This window comes from Devosia sp. (genome assembly GCF_040509215.1).
Classification (GTDB): Bacteria; Pseudomonadota; Alphaproteobacteria; order Rhizobiales; family Devosiaceae; genus Devosia.
The window spans coordinates 1-18,910 of sequence record NZ_JBEVLL010000246.1; the positions used below are offsets into that span (position 1 = coordinate 1).

Sequence of the window (18,910 nt, forward strand, 5' to 3'; positions counted from 1 at the left end):
AGATCGCCGACACGGCGCGCTCGGGCATTCAGGTCGCCATCGTCGTCGGTGGCGGTAACATCTTCCGCGGCATGGCCGGCGCTGCCGATGGCACCGATCGCGTAACCGCGGATCTGATGGGCATGCTGGGCACAATGATCAATGCCCTCGCTCTTTCCAATGCGATCACCCGCCAGGGTGTGAAATCAAAGCCCTTCAGCGCCGCGACCATGCCCTCGGTCGCCGATACTTTCACTGCGCGCGATGCCAAGCAGGCGCTCGAAGAAGGTTTCGTCGTCGTCCTCGGCGGCGGCACTGGCAATCCGTTCTTCACGACCGATACGGCCGCAACGCTCCGTGCTATTGAGCTCGAATGCGATGTCGTGCTCAAGGGCACCAAGGTTGACGGCGTCTATTCTGACGATCCGAAGAAGAACCCCGACGCCGTGCGCTATACGCAGATCGGCTACGATGAGGTCATCGCCCGCAATTTGAAGGTGATGGATACGGCTGCATTCGCGCTTGCCCGCGACAGCCACATGCCCATTATTGTATATGCCCTCGATGAGCCCGCGGGCCTTTCCGGCATCCTGGAAGGCAAGGGCATGTCAACTCGAGTTGGCGACCCGATTTAGGGCAGGGCGGTTTTCGCCCATTGCACCTTTCTGGTGCGAGTTTAATAGAGAAGCGCGCCCCACGCTGGCAGCGCCAATTGACTGGAAGGACCTCGGCAATGGCCTATGATCTCACCGACATCAAGAACCGCATGCAGAAGTCGATCGGCTCGCTCAAGGACGAACTGGTTGGCCTGCGCACCGGCCGCGCCAGCGCCAGCCTGCTCGAGCCCGTGACTGTTGAAGCCTATGGTTCGCGCACGCCGCTCAGCCAGCTCGCCACCGTGACCGTTCCCGAGCCCCGCATGCTCTCCGTTCAGGTATGGGATCGTGGTTTGGCCAACGCCGTTGAAAAGGCCATCCGCGATAGCGGCCTTGGCCTCAACCCGATGGGTGAAGGCCAGGTCATCCGCGTTCCGCTGCCCGAACTCAACGAGCAGCGCCGCAAGGAACTCGCCAAGGTTGCGCACACCTATGCGGAACAGGCCCGCGTCGCCGTGCGCCACATTCGTCGCGATGGCATGGACGCCTTGAAAAAGGCGGAGAAGGACGGCGACATGAGCCAGGACGACGCCAAGAAGCAGACTGAGCTCGTGCAGAAGGCTACCGACGACGCCGTCAAGGAGATCGATGCGATCGTGGCGGCCAAGGAACAGGAAATCATGCAGGTCTAAGGACCTGCATGGAACGCCGCCGGGAGGGGCGTTGATGGCAAGCGAGACCGCCGCAAAAATGAGCCCGGACCTCGGTTCGGGCCTCCGTATTCCAGTTCATCTCGGGGTGATCATGGATGGCAATGGCCGTTGGGCCAAGGCCAGGGGCAAGCGTCGTACGGAAGGCCATGTCGAGGGCGTGCATGCCTTGCGCAACCTCGTGCAGTCCTGCATCAAGCACGGCGTCGGCTATCTGACGGTTTTCAGCTTTTCATCTGAAAACTGGACGCGTCCGGCCGAAGAGGTGTCTTTCATCTTTGGCCTCTTGCGGCGTTTTGTGGCCTCTGACTTGCAGCGGCTTATTCGCAACAACGTCCGTATCCGGATCATTGGGGCGCGGGCTGGCCTGGAACCGTCTCTTGTCCGTCTCATCGAGGACGTAGAGTCGAAGACGGCAAGCAATACCGGTCTTGTCCTCGTCGTTGCCTTCAACTATGGCGGGCGCGCCGAAATCACCGACGCCGTCCGTCGCCTTGCGAAAGACGCTGCGGAAGGTCGCATCGATCCCGCCGATATCGACGAGGCGGCAATTGCTCGCGCGCTCTATACCGTGGATTTGCCCGATCCTGACATCATCATCCGGACGAGCGGCGAACAACGCCTTTCCAATTTCCTGCTCTGGCAGTCCGCCTACGCCGAACTCGTCTTCGTCCCGGAAAACTGGCCGGATTTCGATGAAGCCAGTTTCCTGCGCGTCCTTGAGGCCTATTCGTTGCGTGATCGGCGCTATGGCGGTCTGGGGGCGACCGGGAGTTGATGGAGCCGGGCGCACCTTCACCGAAGTCTCCCCAATCCCAACGGCGCAACTGGGCCGATGTGGGCCCGCGTGTCGTTTCTGCCATGGTGCTGATTGCTGTTACGGCGACGGCTCTTTATCTCGGCAGCTACTTTTTTTCGGGTGTGGTGGGCGCCGTTTACGCCGGCGCCTATCGCGAGTGGGAAACCATGGTCTCCCGGGCTCCTTTGACCATGCCGGGCATGGCGCTGATCGGGCTGGTGGGCCTTTCCGGTCTGGTCTTTCCATTGCTGGGCATTTGGGGTCTTGCCGGTGCCATAGCGGTTGCCTGCTTGGTTGCCGCCTTTATGGGGCGCGAGCTATTCGCCTGGCGGGCCGCAGGCCTCGTCCTGTTCGGGCTATTGATTCTGTCCGCCGTGCTGATGCGGGGCGATGGCGTCGCGGGTATTTGGGCGGGTATCTTTCTCGGCACCGTCGTCTGGATGACTGATTCCGCGGCGTTCTTCACCGGTCGCCAGATTGGTGGCGAGAAGCTCGCACCGGGCATTTCTCCCTCCAAGACGTGGTCGGGTGCCCTTGGTGGCCTGGCGCTCGGCTCAGGGGCTGGCCTCCTTGTCTGGATCGTCCTCACGGATTCTCCATGGTGGATCGGTCTGTTGATTTCGCTGTCGATCAGCGTTCTCGGCCAGTTGGGCGATCTCAGCGAAAGTGCGGTAAAACGGCATTTCCGTATCAAGGACAGCGGCGACATTATCCCCGGCCATGGCGGCTTGATGGATCGGCTTGATAGCCTCACATTCGGCATCATTCTGGTCTTGATCATCGGCGCGTTGCATGGCGGGATCGGCTCGGTGGCCGAGGGACTGCTCTATTGGTGATCACCGACCAGGCAGCCTATCTGCCTCACTCCCGGAATGACGATGTTTGATTTTGTGTACTGGCTCCTGTCCTACGTCATTCCGTTTCTGGCGGTCCTGACTGTCATCGTCTTCGTCCACGAGATGGGGCACTACCTTGTGGCCCGCTGGAATGGCGTCGCCATTCAGGCCTTTTCTATTGGCTTTGGCCGCGAATTGATCGGTTGGAATGATCGTCACGGCACCCGCTGGAAGATTTCCGCGATTCCGCTCGGTGGCTATGTCCGCTTCGCCGGCGACATGAACGCCTCGAGCATGCCGGACCCCGACGCGCCGGAACTGCACGATCCCGATCTGGCCCCGCGGCTTTTCGTCAACAAATCGGTTTGGCAGCGCATCGCGATCGTCGCCGCAGGCCCGATCGCCAACGTCCTTCTGACATTCCTGATTCTCTATGCGCTGCTGCTCAGCTACGGCCGCGAGACCGTGCCCGCCGTTATCGGCGAGGTCATTGCTGGCTCGGTTGCCGAGGCCGCCGGATTCGAGCCCGGAGACACGATTCTGTCCGTGGACGGCTATGTCGTTCGCGGTTTCGAGGATTTTCAGCGCTACGTCGCCACTAGTCCGGCTCGCGAGGTGGTAATCGAAATCGAGCGTGGCGCGTCGACAGATACGCTTCGCCTCGTACCCGAACCGGTTGTGATTCAGGACCGGTTCGGCAACGACCAGCGCATCGGGCGGATCGGCGTCAGTCGAAATATCGAAGAGGCCGATATTCAACTTTACCGCCCCGGACCCATTGAGGCGGTTGGGATGACGGTGGACGAAATCCGCTTCATCGTGCAGCGGACTGGCGCATTCCTGGGCGACTTTTTTGTCGGCCGGGGAGACGTCCAGCAGCTGAGCGGGCCGGTCAAAGTTGCCAAGGTTTCTGGGGAAGTGGCGACGCTGGGCATCATCGCCCTCATCAACCTGATGGCGCTTCTGTCTCTGAACATTGGGATATTCAATCTTTTACCCGTTCCCATGCTCGACGGCGGGCATCTCTTGTACTATCTCATCGAGGCCGTTCGCGGACGCCCCCTCAGCATGCGCGTGCAAGAGATGGGATTTCGCTTCGGCTTCGCTCTGGTGCTGGCCTTGATGGTTTTTACCCTGTTCAACGACACGGTTTTCGACCATTTTGGCATCTTGCGCTAAACCTTGGTTAACCTTGGTTCGCAAGGTGTTGCACGAATACACGCGTGCCAATGAATTGCTAACTGCGTCCGGGCTTACCGCTTGTCCGTGGTTAAAAAAACAGTAAAACACTCCAATGGAGTTAGCTTGGGGGAGCGGCGTATGACGATTCTCCGGGCAGGTCGCAGAAGGCAATAACAATATGATTAACCCCAAGCTGTTGCGTGGCGCTGTCTCGGTGATCGCGATTATGGGTGCAAGCCCCATGGTCTTTGCCGGGATCCCCGTGCTGGGCGTCGTCGCTGCGCAGGCTCAGGAGCAGTTGGTCGGTTCGGTCCTCTTCGAGGGCAACCGGCGGTTCTCCGATGCTCAGCTGTTGGCGATGGTCGATGTCTCTGCCTCCGGGATCTACACTACTCAGCGTGTTGCTTCCGACGTTGAAAGCATCCGTCAGGCCTACGATCGCGATGGCTTCCTCGGCGTTACGGTGACCTCGCGTACGGAGCCGACCGCTGATGGTCGCGTTCGCGTGGTTTTCCAGGTCAACGAAGGTGAGCGCGCGGGCATCGCTGCGGTCAACTTTACCGGCAACAATGCGATCAGCAGCGGCAACCTCAAGGGTGCTATGCTGACCAAGGAAACCGGCATTCTGAGCTGGCTTCTCCGTGACGATACCTATGACGAGCAGAAGCTGGCGGTCGACCGCGAGCGTCTCCGCCTCTACTACGCAAATCGTGGTTATCCCGATGCTCAGGTGACTTCGGTTGCCGAGTACGATGCTGCGCGCAATGCGTACTTCATCAATTTCACGGTCAACGAAGGCCAGCGCTACCAGTTTGGTAATGTCGGTATCGAAACCAGCATCAATGGTCTCAACACCGATGTGCTGCGCTCTACCGTCCAGACCGGCAAGGGTGCGCAGTATTCCGTTTCGAACCTGCAGGAAACCATTGAGGACATGGCTTACGAAGCCACTACTCAGGGCTATTCCTTCGCAGACGTGCGTGCTCGCCTCGATCGCGATGTCGCCACGGGCACCTTCAACGTCACCTATCTGGTAGACGAAGGCGCGCGTATCTACGTCGAGCGCATCAACATCACCGGCAATACCAAGACGCGCGATTTCGTTATCCGCCGCGAACTGGCTTTTGGTGAAGGCGATCCGTTCAACCGCTCCATGGTTGTGCGTGGTCGTACCTCGATCCAGGATCTTGGTTTCTTCTCTGCAGTTGAAGTGACGACCGCGCCTGGCTCCTCGCCGGACAAGGTGGTTCTCAACATCAACGTGGTCGAAACGTCGACGGGTGAATACGGCGCCAGCGCTGGTTACTCGACCAGCGACGGCATCCTGGGCGAAGTTTCGCTGACTGAGCGCAACTTCCTTGGTCGTGGTCAATATCTGCGTGCCGCCATCGGCGCATCGCAGTCCGGCCGTACATTTGACTTCTCCTTCACCGAGCCCCGTTTCATGGGGCTCAAGGTGGCGGCTGGTTTTGATGCCTATCACCGTATTTCGGACGAAACGACCTCGAGCTTCTATGGTTCGCAGTCGACCGGCGGTCAGGTGCGTTTCGGCGTGCCGATCACGAGTGCGCTCAATGCCTCGGTGTTTGCCGGGTACGAGCGCAAAGTTATCTCGGATGTGAAGGATAACCCGCAGTATCAGTCGGCCCTGGTCACTGATGGCCAGGAATTCAACAAGGCCTTCGTCGGTTATACCCTGACGTGGAACGGTCTTGATGACCTCAAGTCGCCGACCGAAGGGCTCTACGCAACTTTCACCCAGCAGTATATCGGTTGGGACCACAACCTGCTGAAGACCGAAGCGCGCGGCCGCTACTTCCTGCCCGTGCTTGACGATAGCGGCATCGTTGCCAGCGTTCGCGGCCAGGCCGGTGTGGTCAACAGCCTCAATGGCGGTTCGGTCAACTCTGTCGAAGCCTTCATGCCGGGTGCGACGATTATTCGTGGTTTCGAAGGTCGTGGCGTTGGCCCGCGCCTGCAGAATGGCGAATTCCTCGGCGCGACCATGTATGCGGCCGTTTCTGCTGAGATCGAGTTCCCGATCCCGGCTCTTCCGGAAAGCTACGGCCTTAGCGGTGCGCTCTGGGCCGATGCTGCCTGGATTGATGGTTTGCCTGGCACGGGTACGAACGCCCTTGATCCTGCGAGCCAGGACACGCCTCTGCGTACGTCCATCGGTGCGTCGCTTATCTGGGACTCGCCGTTTGGCCCTCTGCGCGGCGACGTCTCGCACGTGCTCAACAAATCGACGGCAGACCGTACTCAGGTTTTCCAGATCACGCTTCAGACCTTGCTCTAGTAAGAGCAACGTGAAAGAAGTCATCAAGCCGCGGGGCGGTAGCTCCGCGGCTTTTCTTTTGAAATGATCTCATGGTCGATACTCGATTTCACCGATTTTCCGGACCGATTGCTGTTGGCGCCCTGCTGACGGAACTCGGTCATCCCGATCTCGCGGCATCACTTTCCGATGCCGACCGTGTGATCGGCGGCGTTTCCGAACTTGAACTTGCCAGTCCCCACGATCTCGCCCTTGCGGCTCACATGTCATATGTCGAGGAGTTGCGCCGAACGGCGGCGGGCTTCGTGATCGTGCACCCGTCATTGAAGGACAGCGTCCCGGCTGGCGCCGTGGCCATCGTGGCGCCGCGGGCCCATAATCTCTTTACCGAAATTTTGGACCGTCTCTATCCAGGAAGCACCAGGTCGGCAATTGCAGGTGGCCGGGAGGACCTGGGAGCGCCGATATTCGAACGTGACGTGACCATCGGGTCCAACGTCGTCATCGGCAATGGCGTCGAAATCGGGCGCGGGACGATAATTGGCGCAAATACGGTCATCGGCCCGGGCGTTACCATCGGACGCAATAGCCTCATTGCTCCCAATTGCACCATAGATTGCGCCCATCTGGGCAATGATGTCGTCCTGCACTCCGGTGTCCGGATCGGGACCGAGGGCTTTGGTTGGCTCGACCATGGCCAGACCAATCGCAAGATTCCCCAATTGGGCCGTGTCATCATTCAGGATCGTGTCGAGATCGGCGCAAACAGCACGGTGGATCGCGGCGCTCTCGGCGACACGGTCATCGGCGAGGGCACGAAGATCGATAATCAGGTTCAAATCGGCCACAATTGCCGAATTGGCCGCAATTGCCTCATCGCGGCCCAGAGCGGCCTGTCTGGCTCCACCATTGTGGAAGACAGTGTGCTGATGGGCGGCGGCGTGGGTACTTCGGGCCATTTGCGTATCGGTGCGGGTACGACTATTTTCGGCCGCGCCGCAGTGACTAAGGACTGGCCGGCAGGCTCCAAGCTTGGTGGAGCGCCGGCACAGGAACTTAAGGATTTTTGGCGAGAACTCGCCACATTGCGGAAATTGGCCAAAGGGGACAGGCGGGGATGACGGACACTGTTAGCGCGACGACTGAACTCGATGCCATGAGCATCATGGATATCCTTGCGGCGCTGCCGCATCGTTATCCCATGCTGATGATTGATCGTATCGTCGACATCAAGGGCGACGACTCTGCCGTCGGCGTGAAGAACGTCACCTTCAACGAACCGATCTTTCAGGGTCATTTCCCGAACAATCCAATTTTCCCCGGTGTGCTGATCCTGGAAGGGATGGCTCAGACGGCCGGCGCGATTGTCATCAAGTTTGATGCGACCGCTGACAACAAGAGCATTGTCATGCTGCTGGGCATCGACAGCGCACGTTTCCGTAAGCCCGCCGGCCCTGGCGATACGATTGAGTATCATATCTCCAAGCTGCATCGCCGTCGCACGGTGGGGCGTTACAAGGCAGAAGCCAAGGTAAACGGCGTGGTTATCGCTGAAGCCGAGCTTACCGCCATGATTGTCGAGGCGACCGAGTGAGTGAGATCGTTGTTCATCCGACAGCGATTGTCGCTAGCGGCGCGCAGTTGGGGGCCGGCGTCAAGGTTGGCCCTTACTGCATCGTAGGCGAGCATGTGGTCCTGCACGACAACGTGGAACTGATTTCCCACGCGGTCGTCGAGGGCAACACGACCATTGGCGCCAGCACCAAGATTTTCCCCTTTGCCTCCGTGGGTCATCAGCCACAGGATCTGAAATTCCATGGCGAAGCGTCGCGCGTCGAAATCGGCGAGCGCTGCACCATTCGCGAATCGGTGACGATCAATCCTGGCACCGAAGGCGGCGGCATGCTGACCAAGATCGGCAATGACTGCCTGCTGATGGCCTGCAGCCACGTGGCGCACGATGCGACGGTCGGCAACAATGTCGTTCTGGCGAACTATGTCGGTGTCGCCGGCCACGCCGTCATCGGCGACTATGTCCGGTTTGGCGGTCTGTGCGGTGTTCACCAGTTCGTCCGTATCGGCAATCATGCCTTTATCGGCGCTCAGAGTATGATCGATGCCGACGTCATTCCTTATGGCATGGCTCTCGGCAATCGCGCCCGTCTTGCCGGCCTCAATCTCGTTGGTCTCAAGCGTTCTGGCTTCGACCGCGACGCGATCCATACGCTGCGCGCGGCCTATCGAATGATCTTTTCGAGCGAAGGCACCCTGCGCGAACGCGTCGACGACGCGGCAGTTATGTTCAAGGACGCCGCCCTGGTGCAGGACGTCGTTTCGTTCATTGGCGGTGCCAAGGACCGCCCGCTCTGCCTGCCGCGTCCGGCAGCGGACGAAGAATAGATGACAACTCCGCTGCGGCTCTTCGTCCTAGCCGGAGAGCCGTCGGGCGATCGCATCGGCGCCGACCTGGTGCAGCGGCTGCGCCAGCGCGTAACCGTCGAAGCGAGCGGTGTCGGCGGCGAGGCACTGTCGTCCGTCGGTGTGGCCTCCCTCTTTGACATGAATGAGCTCTCGATCATGGGCTGGGCGGACGTCTTGCCGCGCCTGCCAAAGCTGCTGTGGCGAGCCCGTCAGGTAGCGCGTCGTATCGTCAAGACGCGGCCCGACGTGGTGGTTCTCGTCGATTCTCAGGTCTTTTCCGAGGTCGTCGCCAAACAGGTCTATAGGGCTGCCCCAGATATTCCGGTCTTGCTCTGTGTTGCCCCAGCGGCTTGGGCTTGGAAGCCCGAGCGGGCGCAGCATCTCAATCCGCACTTTCGCGAGGTCATGGCGGTTCTGCCTTTCGAGCCCGCCTTCATGCGCAGTGCCGGTGGACCGGAGACTCACTATGTCGGTCACCCGGCTGTCAACGCGCTGTCGTTCCGACCTGAAATTCCGGCGCATGGACCGGTGCTGCTGCTTCCCGGCAGCCGCGATGGCGAATTGCGTCGCCACCTGCCGCTGATGCGCGAGATCGCAGAGCGTCTTGCGACGCGCCCGAACGTAACGGGCTTCATTTTGCCGACGCCGCGCCGACTAGAGGCCTCCCTCAAACAGCGCGTCGCGGATTGGCCCGTTCCTGTCGACGTCGTCAGCGGCGAAGAACGCAAGGCGTCCGCCATGGCGAGTGCCATTGCTGCAGTCGCTGTCACTGGCACGGTGACGCTCGAACTAGCGCTAGCCGGCGTGCCTATGGTCACAACCTATGTTGCGGACAAGGGCCAGGCGAAGCGTTGGCTCAAGTACAAGGTGAAGTTCGCGTCGCTGCCCAACATCATACTCGATCAGGCGCTGGTGCCGGAAATCCTGCAGCTCGAGCCCGATCCGGAGGCCCTTGCAGCCGCAGCAGTGTCGCTTCTCGATGGTTCGGACACTGCGCGAACCCAGCTTGCAGGATTTGCGAAGATAAGGGCCTTGATGGAGTTCGGTACGGCCGACGATCCTCGTGTCGACCCGGCGGAACGCGTGCTGACCTACTGGTCCCCCAAAAAGCAATAGCCCCGCCGAGGCGGGGCTATTCTTGATTTGTCAGATCGCCTTAGCGCGATTTGATCTCTGAGTAGTCGCGCGCCACCGAGCCGTTATAGAGCTGGCGCGGACGACCGATCTTCTTTTGCGGGTCGCCGATCATTTCCTTCCACTGGCTGATCCAGCCAACGGTGCGGGCCACGGCGAAGAGCACGGTGAACATCGAGGTCGGGAAGCCGATCGCGTCAAGGATGACGCCCGAGTAGAAGTCGACGTTCGGATAGAGCTTGCGGTCGACGAAGTACGGATCCGACAGGGCGATGCGCTCGAGTTCCTTGGCCACCTGCAGCGTCGGGTTGTTCTCGACACCGAGCAGGTCCAGCACGCGGTTTGCAGTCTGCTGCATGACCTTGGCGCGCGGGTCGTAGTTCTTGTAGACGCGGTGACCAAAGCCCATCAGGCGGAACGGATCGTTCTTGTCCTTGGCGCGGGCGATGTATTCCGGAATGCGGTCCACGGTGCCGATTTCGCGCAGCATGTTGAGCGCGGCTTCGTTGGCGCCACCGTGAGCGGGGCCCCAGAGGCAGGCAACGCCGGCAGCGATACAGGCGAACGGGTTGGCATCGGAAGAGCCCGAGAGACGAACGGTCGAGGTCGAAGCGTTCTGCTCGTGGTCGGCGTGCAGGGTGAAGATCAGGTCCATCGCGCGAGCGATTTCCGGGTTCACCTTGTATTCTTCCGCCGGCACCGAGAAGCACATGTGGAGAAAGTTCGAAGCGTAGTCGAGATCGTTACGCGGATACACGAACGGCTGGCCGATCGAGTACTTATAGGCCATCGCGGCGAGCGTCGGGATCTTGGCGATCATGCGGATCGAGGCGATCTCACGCTGCTGCGGGTCGTTGATGTCGGTGGAGTCATGGTAGAACGCGGCCATGGCGCCGACGACACCGGTCATCACGGCCATCGGGTGCGCGTCGCGACGGAAGCCACGGTAGAAATAGTGCATCTGCTCGTGCACCATGGTGTGCTTCGTCACCAGCTCTTCGAATTCCTTGAACTGGGTTGCAGACGGCAATTCGCCGTAAAGCAGCAGGTAGCAAACTTCGAGATAGTTCGACTTGTCGGCCAACTGCTCGATGGGGTAGCCCCGATAGAGAAGTTCGCCCTTGTCGCCGTCAATATAGGTGATGGCGCTATCGCAGGCTGCCGTCGAGGTGAAGCCCGGATCGTAGGTGAACAGACCCGTCTTGGCGTAGAGCGAGCGGATGTCGACGACATCCGGACCCACGGTTCCGCTCAAGATTGGAAATTCGACGGTCTGGTCTCCGACGATGAGTTTGGCGACTTTTTCGGTCATTGAGCTCTCCTCGTTTTGCCCGCGCTCCGAGGGAAGGGAGGTGAAGCGGGGCAGCACCTCCAGCGGTGCCGATTGATGACCGCACAGGTATCAGTTTTTGCCCCGCCGAAGCAACCGATAGGTAAGCAGACGTTACCCTCTGCGACCCCGTTCCTTAAGCAATTTGGTCACTTAAACGTGCCATTGATTCTTCGCGGCCGATAAGCACCATGACCTCGAAGATTCCTGGCGAAACCGTGCGTCCGGTAAGGGCTGCGCGTAGCGGCTGGGCGAGCTTTCCGAGCTTGAGGCCCTTGGCTTCGGCCAGTTCGCGCATGGCGCCATCGATGGCCGGCACTGACCAATCGGCAAGGCCCCCTAACGTTTCGGCAATACCGCTAAGAACCACCTTGGCTTCAGGCGTCAGCAAGGCAGCGGCCGCGGCATCGGGAGTGATCGGGCGCAGTGCATAAATGAACTGGGCCAGGTCGATAAGCTCCAAGACCGTCTTGGCCCGAGGTTGCAATTCGGGCAGGGCGGCGAGAACTGTATTGTGGTTCGCAAGCAGGCCCTTGGCGTCCTCGTCGCGGCCCACTTCCTGGGCCGTCTCGATCATGACGTTGTAGAGATAAGTCGGGTCGGCTTCGCGGATATAATGACCGTTGATGTTCTCGAGCTTGACGAAGTCGAAGCGCGCCGCGCCCTTGTTGAGGGCCTCGAGGCTGAACCACTCCACCATCTGCTCGGTCGAGAAGATCTCCTCGTCGCCATGGCTCCAGCCGAGGCGCGCGAGATAGTTGCGGAGAGCCGCCGGAAGGTAGCCCATCTGGCGATAGGCCTCGACACCCAGTGCGCCATGGCGTTTGGACAACTTTGCGCCATCCGGGCCGTGGATCAGCGGAATATGCGCCATCTCCGGCACGGTCCAGCCCATGGCGTTGTAGATGATGATCTGGCGGGCAGCATTGGTAAGATGGTCGTCGCCGCGAATGATATGGGTGACGCCCATGTCATGGTCGTCGACAACCACGGCATGCATATAGGTCGGCGTGCCGTCCGAGCGCAGGATGATGAAGTCGTCGAGGTTCTCGGTCTTGAACACGACCTTGCCCTGAACGTGGTCGTTGACCACGATCTCGCCAGTCAGCGGCGCCTTGATGCGGATCACGGGGGAAATGCCTTCCGGCGCTTCCTTGGGGTCGCGATCGCGCCAATAGCCGTTGTAGCGCGGCGGCTTGCCGGCGGCGCGGGCCTCTTCGCGCATCTGGTCAAGCTCTTCTGGCGAGCAATAGCAATAGTACGCATGGCCCATCTTCACGAGCTCATGTGCAACCTCGGCGTGACGCGATGCGCGGCCGAACTGGCTGATCGGCTCGCCATCCCAATCCAGCCCCAGCCACTTGAGCCCGTCGATCAGTGCGACAACGGCAGCTTCGGTTGAGCGTTCGCGATCGGTGTCCTCAATGCGCAGCAGCATCTTGCCGCCCTTGTTCTGGGCATAGGCCCAGCTGAACAGGGCCGTACGGGCGCCGCCGATATGCAGGTACCCGGTAGGGGAAGGAGCAAAGCGAGTAACAACCTGGGACATGATAACCGGAACGAATTGAGGGAATTTCGGGCCGTGTGTAGCATAGGCGGGCTTGAGCGCAAGGGTAGGGGCGCAAGGTGCAGGGGCAGGGGACTGGCAGGGGGCAGATTGTGCTGGGGGCAAGGGGCATTGCACGCCCCGGCCGCTGGTACGTCGTGGCTTGGCCCTCGCTTGTCTGGCAGTCGCTCTGGAGCGCTCTTTCTGCGGCAACCGGGCAAAGACGGCTCTTCGTTCTTCTGCCCTTCAGCCTGATTTTCGGCCTTGTTGCTTATGCCGTCTTGCCCGCGGAGCCGGGGGCCGTTCACTTCATCATCGGTTCGCTCTCTGTTACGGGATGTCTCCTGTTGGCAATGCTGTCGCACTCGCTGACAGGTTTGCGCGTGGCCACCCAGATGTGCTCGGCCTGGCTCGGCTTTTGTCTGCTTGCCCTCCACGGATTGGCCTTCGGCACAGCCATGCTGTCAGTGCCCGCCTATGGCACCTATGAGGCGAGGGTGGATGAGGTTCTGGCAACGGATGCCAATGGCATCCGAGCTATCGTCTCTGCCATGCGCCCGCTCGAGGACACGCGAGCCTCGCCCATCCGCCGGGCGCGTATTCTCCTGCCGGCAGAGCCGAAGGTCGAGGTTGGTGACCTGATTGAAGCGCGGATACGGCTGGCATCCGTGCCCGGGCCCATCCTGCCCGGAGCCTTCGACGGACAGTTTCACGCCTATTTTTCCGGCATCGGCGCCTACGGCAACGCCATTGGTGCGGTGGAAATTGTGACGCCGGGCGACGACGGCGATCTGGCGCGCCGGGTGCAGGCGCTGCGCAACCATATCGGCGAGCGGATCGATCTTGCCCTGGAAGGCGCAAGCGCTGCGATTGGCCGGGCCATGATGATGGGCGACCAGAGCGCCATCAGCGATGAAACGCGCGATGTCATGGCCGCGTCTGGCCTTGCCCACGTCTATTCAATTTCCGGGCTCCACCTGTCCATCGTCGCAGGCGGCATCTTCTGGCTATTGCGCCTGGCTCTTGTCTGCTTTCCCGCGACGCTGACCTGGCCCAACAAGCAGATTGCGGCAATTGCCGGCTTGTCCGCCGCGTTCGGCTACCTGCTCCTCGCAGGAGGCATGGACAATGTCCCGGCCTTCCGTTCGACCTTGATGCTGGCGCTCATTTTCGGTGCCGTCCTTGCGGGACGCCGGGCCCTGACCATGCGAAATGTGGCTATCGCCGCCTTGGTGATCATCCTCATCGATCCGGCCAGCGTCTTCCGTGCCAGTTTCCAACTGTCCTTCGCGGCAGTGGTCGCACTCATCGGCATTTACGAACTGCCGCGCCTGTCTCCTCCCGGAACCAGCGGAAGCGTCGATCGCGCGTTACGCTTCGTCTCCGCCACAGCTTGGACGAGCTTCGTAGCGGGTGCGGCGACGCTGCTTTTTTCCGCCTATCATTTTCAACAGACATCACCGCTCGGTGTGCTTGGCAACGTGTTGGCGCTACCCTTCGTCAGCCTCATCATGTGGTTCGGCGTGCTCGCCATCCTTGCCATGCCCTTCGGGCTCGATGGTCCGTTCCTGAAGCTGATGGGCTGGAATATCGACCGAATGGTGGATGTCGCCGAACTGGTAGCCGGTTGGAGTGCGTCGCTCACGGGTAACCCTATCCTGGCTGGATGGACGCTGTTGGCCGGCCTCGTCGCCCTGGCCTGGTTCGCTTTTGTCGAAGGGCGCTGGCGCCTGCTGGCCCCGGCGATACTGGTGCCGATCGTTCTGTTGTTAGGCTTCGCGCCCCGACCCGACGTGCTGATCGCCGACACCACACAGGCAGTCGCTGTCCGCGATGGAACGGGCCTGGGCCTCGTCAGCGGCCGCACTGGCAGTTTTGCCGTTGATGTGTGGAGCCAATACTATCAGTCCGAAATCGCCGAGACCCATTCCGGCGCCCGTTGCGACAGTCTTGGGTGCATCGTGAAGACGGCGCGCTTCAGTATTGCAGTCATCCGCAACGCTGCTGCATTTGCCGAGGACTGCTATGGCCAAAGCCTGGTCATCGCCCGGATTTCGGCACCCAGGGGATGCGGCGCATCTGGCCAGATCATCACCGCTCAAGACCTGCAGCGCGGCGGCGTTCACTGGCTCCGCTGGGACGACGCGGCCGGGCGGTTCGAAATCCGCCCGGCCATTGAAACGCTTAGCCGCCCGTGGCGAGTTTTGCCACGGTAACGCCGGCCGCCGGCACTTCAGTGCCACCAACCACATAGCCGCTCTCGTCGGAGGCCGGAGTGAGCGTTGCGGCGCTGGCCGAATAATTCACATAGATGCGGAAGCCACCGCGGCTACGGGCGCGCACACCGGCCGGAAGGCTGAGGATCGGCAGATCCGCTTCGGCAATCAGATAGTCGGCAATGCGCTGCATCAGCGCCCGATCGCCGCTGGCGGTGAGATAGAACAGCTTGCCCTGCGAAATCAGCACCGGCACGCCCTCATTGTCCTCCATCACCACTTCGCCGCGTGTCTCGACCTTCTCACGCCAAAGGCGCGTAGAGCCGCCGCCCTTGACGGTGATCGAAACATGGGCGGGGATGCTGTCCACGCGCATAACGCGGGCATCGAGAAGGTTGGGCGACAGGTCCGGTCCGAGGCGAGCGGGGATGGAGAAGTTCTTCGTCTTCGACCCCGAGCGTGGTCCGATCAGCAAATGACCTTCAAAGCTTGCAACGGCCTCGCGCAGTTCCTCGGTCCAGGCAAAAAGTGCCGGGATCGCGACGATGTCGTATCCGGCAAAGCTCTTGGTCTTGGGCGAGATAATGTCGATGTCGACGCCGTGCTTGCGGAAGGCGGCATACGTGTCGCGCACGTGCGCGCCATGCTTGAAGCCCTGCGCCTGTGGCTGCACTTCCCAGGCCCACTCGCTATCGTAGTCGAAGACGAGCGCAACGCGTGCCTTGCCTACAGGACCATCGAGGCCGGTGAGCTTGAGTTCCTGTGCCACCTGGCTTGCTTCGCCATAGGCCGGAGCTGGCTCACTGTCAGGACGCAACAGGCCAGCGTGCATCTGCTCCTGCGCGAACGGCGCCTGCCGCCAGCGGAAGTAGGAGACAACTTCGGCGCCGTGCGCGAAGGCTTCCCAGGCCCAGAGACGAGCCATGCCCGGCAGCGGATCGGGGTTGAACTTCGCCCAATTCACCGGGCCGGGCTGCTGCTCCATGACCCACCAGCGACCATGGCCCACAGTGCGATAGAGGTCGTGGTGGAAGGCCGCATTGTCCGGATCACCCTGGCGCATGTACTGGCGCTTCATGTCCTCGGTCTCATCGCTGACTGCGAGATGGCCGATCGGATAGGAATCCCAGCTGGCGACATCCAGCGTTTCGGCCAGGTCGTAGTGGTCGAACTCCGTGTAGCGGCTCATGAAGTTATGGATGACCGGCAGGTCCGGCCTCTTGGCCTTCAGGATGTCGTACTGCACCTTGTTGAAGGCGCTGACCTGATCCGAGGAGTAGCGGCGGAAGTCGAGGTCGTGGATCGGATTGGGCTCGCAGACGAGCAGGTTTGGCAGCTCGATCTGCTCGAAGCTGTTGTATTCCATCGACCAGAACACATTGCCCCATGCCTGGTTCAAGTCGTCGATCGACCCGTAACGGGCAGAGAGCCATTTGCGGAAGCCCTCAAGCGCGGCCGGCGAATAGGAATAAGTGGTGCCATGGCAGCCATATTCATTGTCCGTCTGCCAGCCGCCGAGCGCTGGATGATCGCTCAGTGCATCGGCAAGGATCTGCGTGATACGCGCTGATTCCTCGCGATAGGGCAGATGCGAAAAGTCGTAGTGGCGCCGCGAACCGAAACCCTTGCGCTGGCCGCGCGCGTCCACCGCCAGCATGTCGGGGTGCTTGTCGACCATCCAGCGCGGTGGTGTGGCGGTCGGCGTGCCGACGATGACCTTGAGGCCGTGCTTGCCGAGCACATCCATTGCCCTGACCACCCAATCGAGCTGCAGGTTCCCTGGCGTTGGCTCCATGCGCGACCAGGCGAATTCGCCGATGCGGACATACTTGATGCCCACCTCGGCCATGCGGGCGGCATCCTTGTCCCACCACTCTTCGGGCCAATGTTCGGGATAGTAGCAAACGCCGAGGGTGGGACTGATGGACATGGCTAAGGCTCAGAGCTTTATGGGAGTTTCAGGAAGGCCGGGGACGTCGACTTCGATTGCGAAGACGCCGCCGGCCACTTTTTCGGCAGCGAGCTGCTCTTCGGTCAGCGTCTTGGCCGCGGTGGTGATGAACAGCGTCTTGAGGTCCTTACCGCCGAAGGCAGGGCAGGTGACCTGGCTTACGGGAACTTCCACGACGCGATCGATCGATCCATCGGGGGCAAAGCGAACGACGCAACTGCCGCCCCAGCGGGCGTTCCAGAGATAGCCTTCGCTATCAACCACGGCGCCATCGGGCCAGCCGCGGTGGTCCGACACGTCGGCAAACAGTTCCCATTCGCCGATCGGCAAACCGGTTTCGGGATCAGTCGCGCATTTCAGGATCTTCTTGGTCGGCGTATCGGTCCAATAGGCGATACGGCCATCGGGCGAGAAACAGGTCGCGTTGGGAATGGCCACGTTCTCGATGATCTTTTTGAGCTGGCCCGCACGGTAGTGATAGACCGAGCCTTCCTTCGGCCCTTCTTCCTTGACCATCGTGCCGATCCAGAACGCGCCCGAGGGATGGACGCGGCTGTCATTGGTCCGATTGGCCGGCACATCGCGCTCGATATCGTGCAAGCGGTTCATGCCGCCGACGCGCAGGTCGAACTCGATCAGCCCATTCTCGCTCGCAATTGCCAGCCGGTCCTTGTCGATGATCGCCGCTGCGGCAACCGTCTCGTTGAACAGCCAGCTTTCCTCGATTTCGCCCGAAGCATTCGCGGCAAAGAGGGACTGCTCATTGATGTCGAACCAGAAAAGCTGCTGACGCTCGCCATGCCACAACGGGCCTTCGCCCAGTTCGCATTTGCTGTCGATCAGAAGGCCTGCCGTGTCGCTCATGCCTTAGCTCCCTTGTCGTAGGCGGCAACGGCGGTGGCTGCGCGCTCGGCGACTTCGGCAACACTCATGCCGGGCTTGTAGATGTATGTGCCGAGACCGAAGCCAGCGCAGCCGACGGCGAAGAATTCGTCAAAATTGTCAGGATTGGCGCCGCCCACAGCATAGAGCGGCAGATCGGGCGGGAGCACCGCCTTCATGGCCTTGATGCCCTTCGAGCCCAGAACTTCCGCCGGGAAGAATTTCAGCCCCGTCGCGCCAGTACGGATCGCCTTGAAGGCGTCACTGGGCGAGAAGACGCCCGGATAGGATTTGAGGCCTAGCTTCACCGTCTCGGAGATGACGGCTTCATTGGTGTCGGGTGAGACGATGAAAGTGCCGCCCGCGGCTGCTACGGCGCGCACGTTCTCTTCGGTGAGAACTGTGCCGGCGCCGATTTCCGCACGGTCGGACAGCGCCTTGGCTGCGCGCGAAATGCTTTCAAGCGCGTTGGGCGAATTCAGCGGCACCTCGATGAGCGTGATGCCGGCTTCGACGAGGGCCGTGCATACCGGCACGGCTTCTTCATTGGTGATGCCGCGCAGGATGGCGATGATGTGGCGGTGGGACATGCAGATATTCCTTATGCGGCTTCGCGGGCGGCCTTGAGGCCGGCTAGAACGACAGCGGTAGCATCGACGGGGCGACCGGAAGCGCCGGCCATTTCCAGTACCTGGCCGTAGAGGGCGCAAAGCACATGCGAACCGATCAGCGGAACGGGTTCGTTACCTATCTGGTGGCGGTTGGCAGCAATCTCGGTGCCGATAAGCAGGCCCGAGAGATAGCCGGCGCACCAGGCCGGCTGGCGGCCCGAGACAAGGGCACTGGCGCGCACGCGGAACAATTGGCCGAGCAGATCGGCCGGATGGTCGAGGCCGTCCTTGGCTCCTGCTGCAAAGCCCTCGGCGCGCTCGGGTGTATCAAGGTCGCCGCCGAGCGAGTGCCGTAGCACCGAATGGGTGGACAATAGCTCGAACATTTCGCCAGTCATGGCGGTGGTGAAGTGCTCGATCTTGGTGCCGTCGAGCAGCG

General features: G+C 61.0%; 17 protein-coding genes. 11 read left to right on the forward strand and 6 right to left on the reverse strand.

Annotated elements, in window-relative coordinates; all coding sequences use genetic code 11:
* The 10 genes from pyrH to ABW043_RS13645 form a co-directional block, all read left to right on the forward strand.
* Positions 1–614, forward strand: a 614-nt coding sequence (gene pyrH / locus ABW043_RS13600; protein ID WP_353921744.1) for a UMP kinase, incomplete at its 5' end; no start/stop codon positions are given.
* 98 nt (positions 615–712) lie between these two features.
* Positions 713–1,267, forward strand: a complete 555-nt coding sequence (gene frr, locus ABW043_RS13605; protein ID WP_353921745.1) for a ribosome recycling factor — start codon at positions 713–715, stop codon at positions 1,265–1,267.
* Positions 1,268–1,301: 34 nt separating this feature from the next.
* Complete coding sequence (gene uppS, locus ABW043_RS13610) at positions 1,302–2,063, forward strand: undecaprenyl pyrophosphate synthase (RefSeq protein WP_353921746.1); 762 nt, start codon at positions 1,302–1,304, stop codon at positions 2,061–2,063.
* Entirely contained in the window at positions 2,063–2,920 is an 858-nt protein-coding gene (locus tag ABW043_RS13615) for a phosphatidate cytidylyltransferase (RefSeq protein ID WP_353921747.1), read from the forward strand. Before uppS ends, ABW043_RS13615 begins: the two co-directional genes overlap by 1 nt.
* A gap of 42 nt (positions 2,921–2,962) precedes the next feature.
* Positions 2,963–4,099, forward strand: coding sequence for an RIP metalloprotease RseP (gene rseP / locus ABW043_RS13620; RefSeq protein WP_353921748.1), 1,137 nt, complete (start codon positions 2,963–2,965; stop codon positions 4,097–4,099).
* 181 nt (positions 4,100–4,280) lie between these two features.
* The gene (bamA, locus tag ABW043_RS13625) at positions 4,281–6,401 is read left to right on the forward strand and encodes an outer membrane protein assembly factor BamA (protein WP_353921749.1); all 2,121 of its coding nucleotides are present in this window, start codon (positions 4,281–4,283) and stop codon (positions 6,399–6,401) included.
* Positions 6,402–6,472: 71 nt separating this feature from the next.
* Positions 6,473–7,501, forward strand: a complete 1,029-nt coding sequence (lpxD, locus tag ABW043_RS13630) for a UDP-3-O-(3-hydroxymyristoyl)glucosamine N-acyltransferase (protein ID WP_353921750.1) — start codon at positions 6,473–6,475, stop codon at positions 7,499–7,501.
* Positions 7,502–7,536: 35 nt separating this feature from the next.
* Positions 7,537–7,974 carry a 3-hydroxyacyl-ACP dehydratase FabZ gene (gene fabZ, locus ABW043_RS13635; protein WP_353921751.1) on the forward strand — a complete coding sequence of 146 codons (438 nt, stop codon included), beginning with the start codon at positions 7,537–7,539 and terminating at the stop codon, positions 7,972–7,974.
* Positions 7,971–8,780 carry an acyl-ACP--UDP-N-acetylglucosamine O-acyltransferase gene (gene lpxA / locus ABW043_RS13640; RefSeq protein WP_353921752.1) on the forward strand — a complete coding sequence of 270 codons (810 nt, stop codon included), beginning with the start codon at positions 7,971–7,973 and terminating at the stop codon, positions 8,778–8,780. Before fabZ ends, lpxA begins: the two co-directional genes overlap by 4 nt.
* A complete protein-coding gene (locus ABW043_RS13645; RefSeq protein WP_353921753.1) occupies positions 8,781–9,917 on the forward strand; it encodes a lipid-A-disaccharide synthase in 1,137 nt (378 codons plus the stop codon).
* Positions 9,918–9,957: 40 nt separating this feature from the next.
* Here the strand turns inward: ABW043_RS13645 and gltA are convergent, their stop codons facing one another.
* Positions 9,958–11,247: a citrate synthase gene (gene gltA, locus ABW043_RS13650; protein ID WP_353921754.1), complete on the reverse strand. Its 1,290-nt coding sequence runs from the start codon at positions 11,245–11,247 to the stop codon at positions 9,958–9,960.
* Between the two features lie 154 nt (positions 11,248–11,401).
* Entirely contained in the window at positions 11,402–12,817 is a 1,416-nt protein-coding gene (gene gltX, locus ABW043_RS13655; protein ID WP_353921760.1) for a glutamate--tRNA ligase, read from the reverse strand.
* 107 nt (positions 12,818–12,924) lie between these two features.
* On the opposite strand from gltX, the gene ABW043_RS13660 reads away from it, so the two are divergent.
* Positions 12,925–15,027, forward strand: coding sequence for a ComEC/Rec2 family competence protein (locus ABW043_RS13660; RefSeq protein WP_353921755.1), 2,103 nt, complete (start codon positions 12,925–12,927; stop codon positions 15,025–15,027).
* Here ABW043_RS13660 and ABW043_RS13665 read toward each other — a convergent pair.
* The 4 genes from ABW043_RS13665 to ABW043_RS13680 all read right to left on the reverse strand — a co-directional run.
* Entirely contained in the window at positions 14,996–16,957 is a 1,962-nt protein-coding gene (locus tag ABW043_RS13665; protein ID WP_353921756.1) for a beta-galactosidase, read from the reverse strand. The two genes, ABW043_RS13660 and ABW043_RS13665, sit on opposite strands and share 32 nt — an antisense overlap.
* 9 nt (positions 16,958–16,966) lie before the next feature.
* Entirely contained in the window at positions 16,967–17,842 is an 876-nt protein-coding gene (locus ABW043_RS13670) for an SMP-30/gluconolactonase/LRE family protein (protein ID WP_353921757.1), read from the reverse strand.
* A complete protein-coding gene (locus ABW043_RS13675; RefSeq protein WP_353921758.1) occupies positions 17,839–18,450 on the reverse strand; it encodes a 2-dehydro-3-deoxy-6-phosphogalactonate aldolase in 612 nt (203 codons plus the stop codon). Before ABW043_RS13675 ends, ABW043_RS13670 begins: the two co-directional genes overlap by 4 nt.
* 11 nt (positions 18,451–18,461) lie before the next feature.
* On the reverse strand, positions 18,462–18,910 hold a 449-nt coding region (locus ABW043_RS13680; protein ID WP_353921759.1), incomplete at its 5' end, for a 2-dehydro-3-deoxygalactonokinase.

Excerpts from the sequence above, each read along its gene's own strand:
- ABW043_RS13670 (WP_353921757.1), bottom strand. The coding sequence starts at position 17,842 with ATGAGCGACACGGCAGGCCTTCTGATCGACAGCAAATGCGAACTGGGC.
- ABW043_RS13665 (WP_353921756.1), bottom strand. The coding sequence starts at position 16,957 with ATGTCCATCAGTCCCACCCTCGGCGTTTGCTACTATCCCGAACATTGG.
- ABW043_RS13615 (WP_353921747.1), top strand. The coding sequence starts at position 2,063 with ATGGAGCCGGGCGCACCTTCACCGAAGTCTCCCCAATCCCAACGGCGC.
- ABW043_RS13675 (WP_353921758.1), bottom strand. The coding sequence starts at position 18,450 with ATGTCCCACCGCCACATCATCGCCATCCTGCGCGGCATCACCAATGAA.
- gltA (WP_353921754.1), bottom strand. The coding sequence starts at position 11,247 with ATGACCGAAAAAGTCGCCAAACTCATCGTCGGAGACCAGACCGTCGAA.
- bamA (WP_353921749.1), top strand. The coding sequence starts at position 4,281 with ATGATTAACCCCAAGCTGTTGCGTGGCGCTGTCTCGGTGATCGCGATT.
- rseP (WP_353921748.1), top strand. The coding sequence starts at position 2,963 with ATGTTTGATTTTGTGTACTGGCTCCTGTCCTACGTCATTCCGTTTCTG.
- ABW043_RS13645 (WP_353921753.1), top strand. The coding sequence starts at position 8,781 with ATGACAACTCCGCTGCGGCTCTTCGTCCTAGCCGGAGAGCCGTCGGGC.
- fabZ (WP_353921751.1), top strand. The coding sequence starts at position 7,537 with ATGAGCATCATGGATATCCTTGCGGCGCTGCCGCATCGTTATCCCATG.
- lpxD (WP_353921750.1), top strand. The coding sequence starts at position 6,473 with ATGGTCGATACTCGATTTCACCGATTTTCCGGACCGATTGCTGTTGGC.
- frr (WP_353921745.1), top strand. The coding sequence starts at position 713 with ATGGCCTATGATCTCACCGACATCAAGAACCGCATGCAGAAGTCGATC.
- uppS (WP_353921746.1), top strand. The coding sequence starts at position 1,302 with ATGGCAAGCGAGACCGCCGCAAAAATGAGCCCGGACCTCGGTTCGGGC.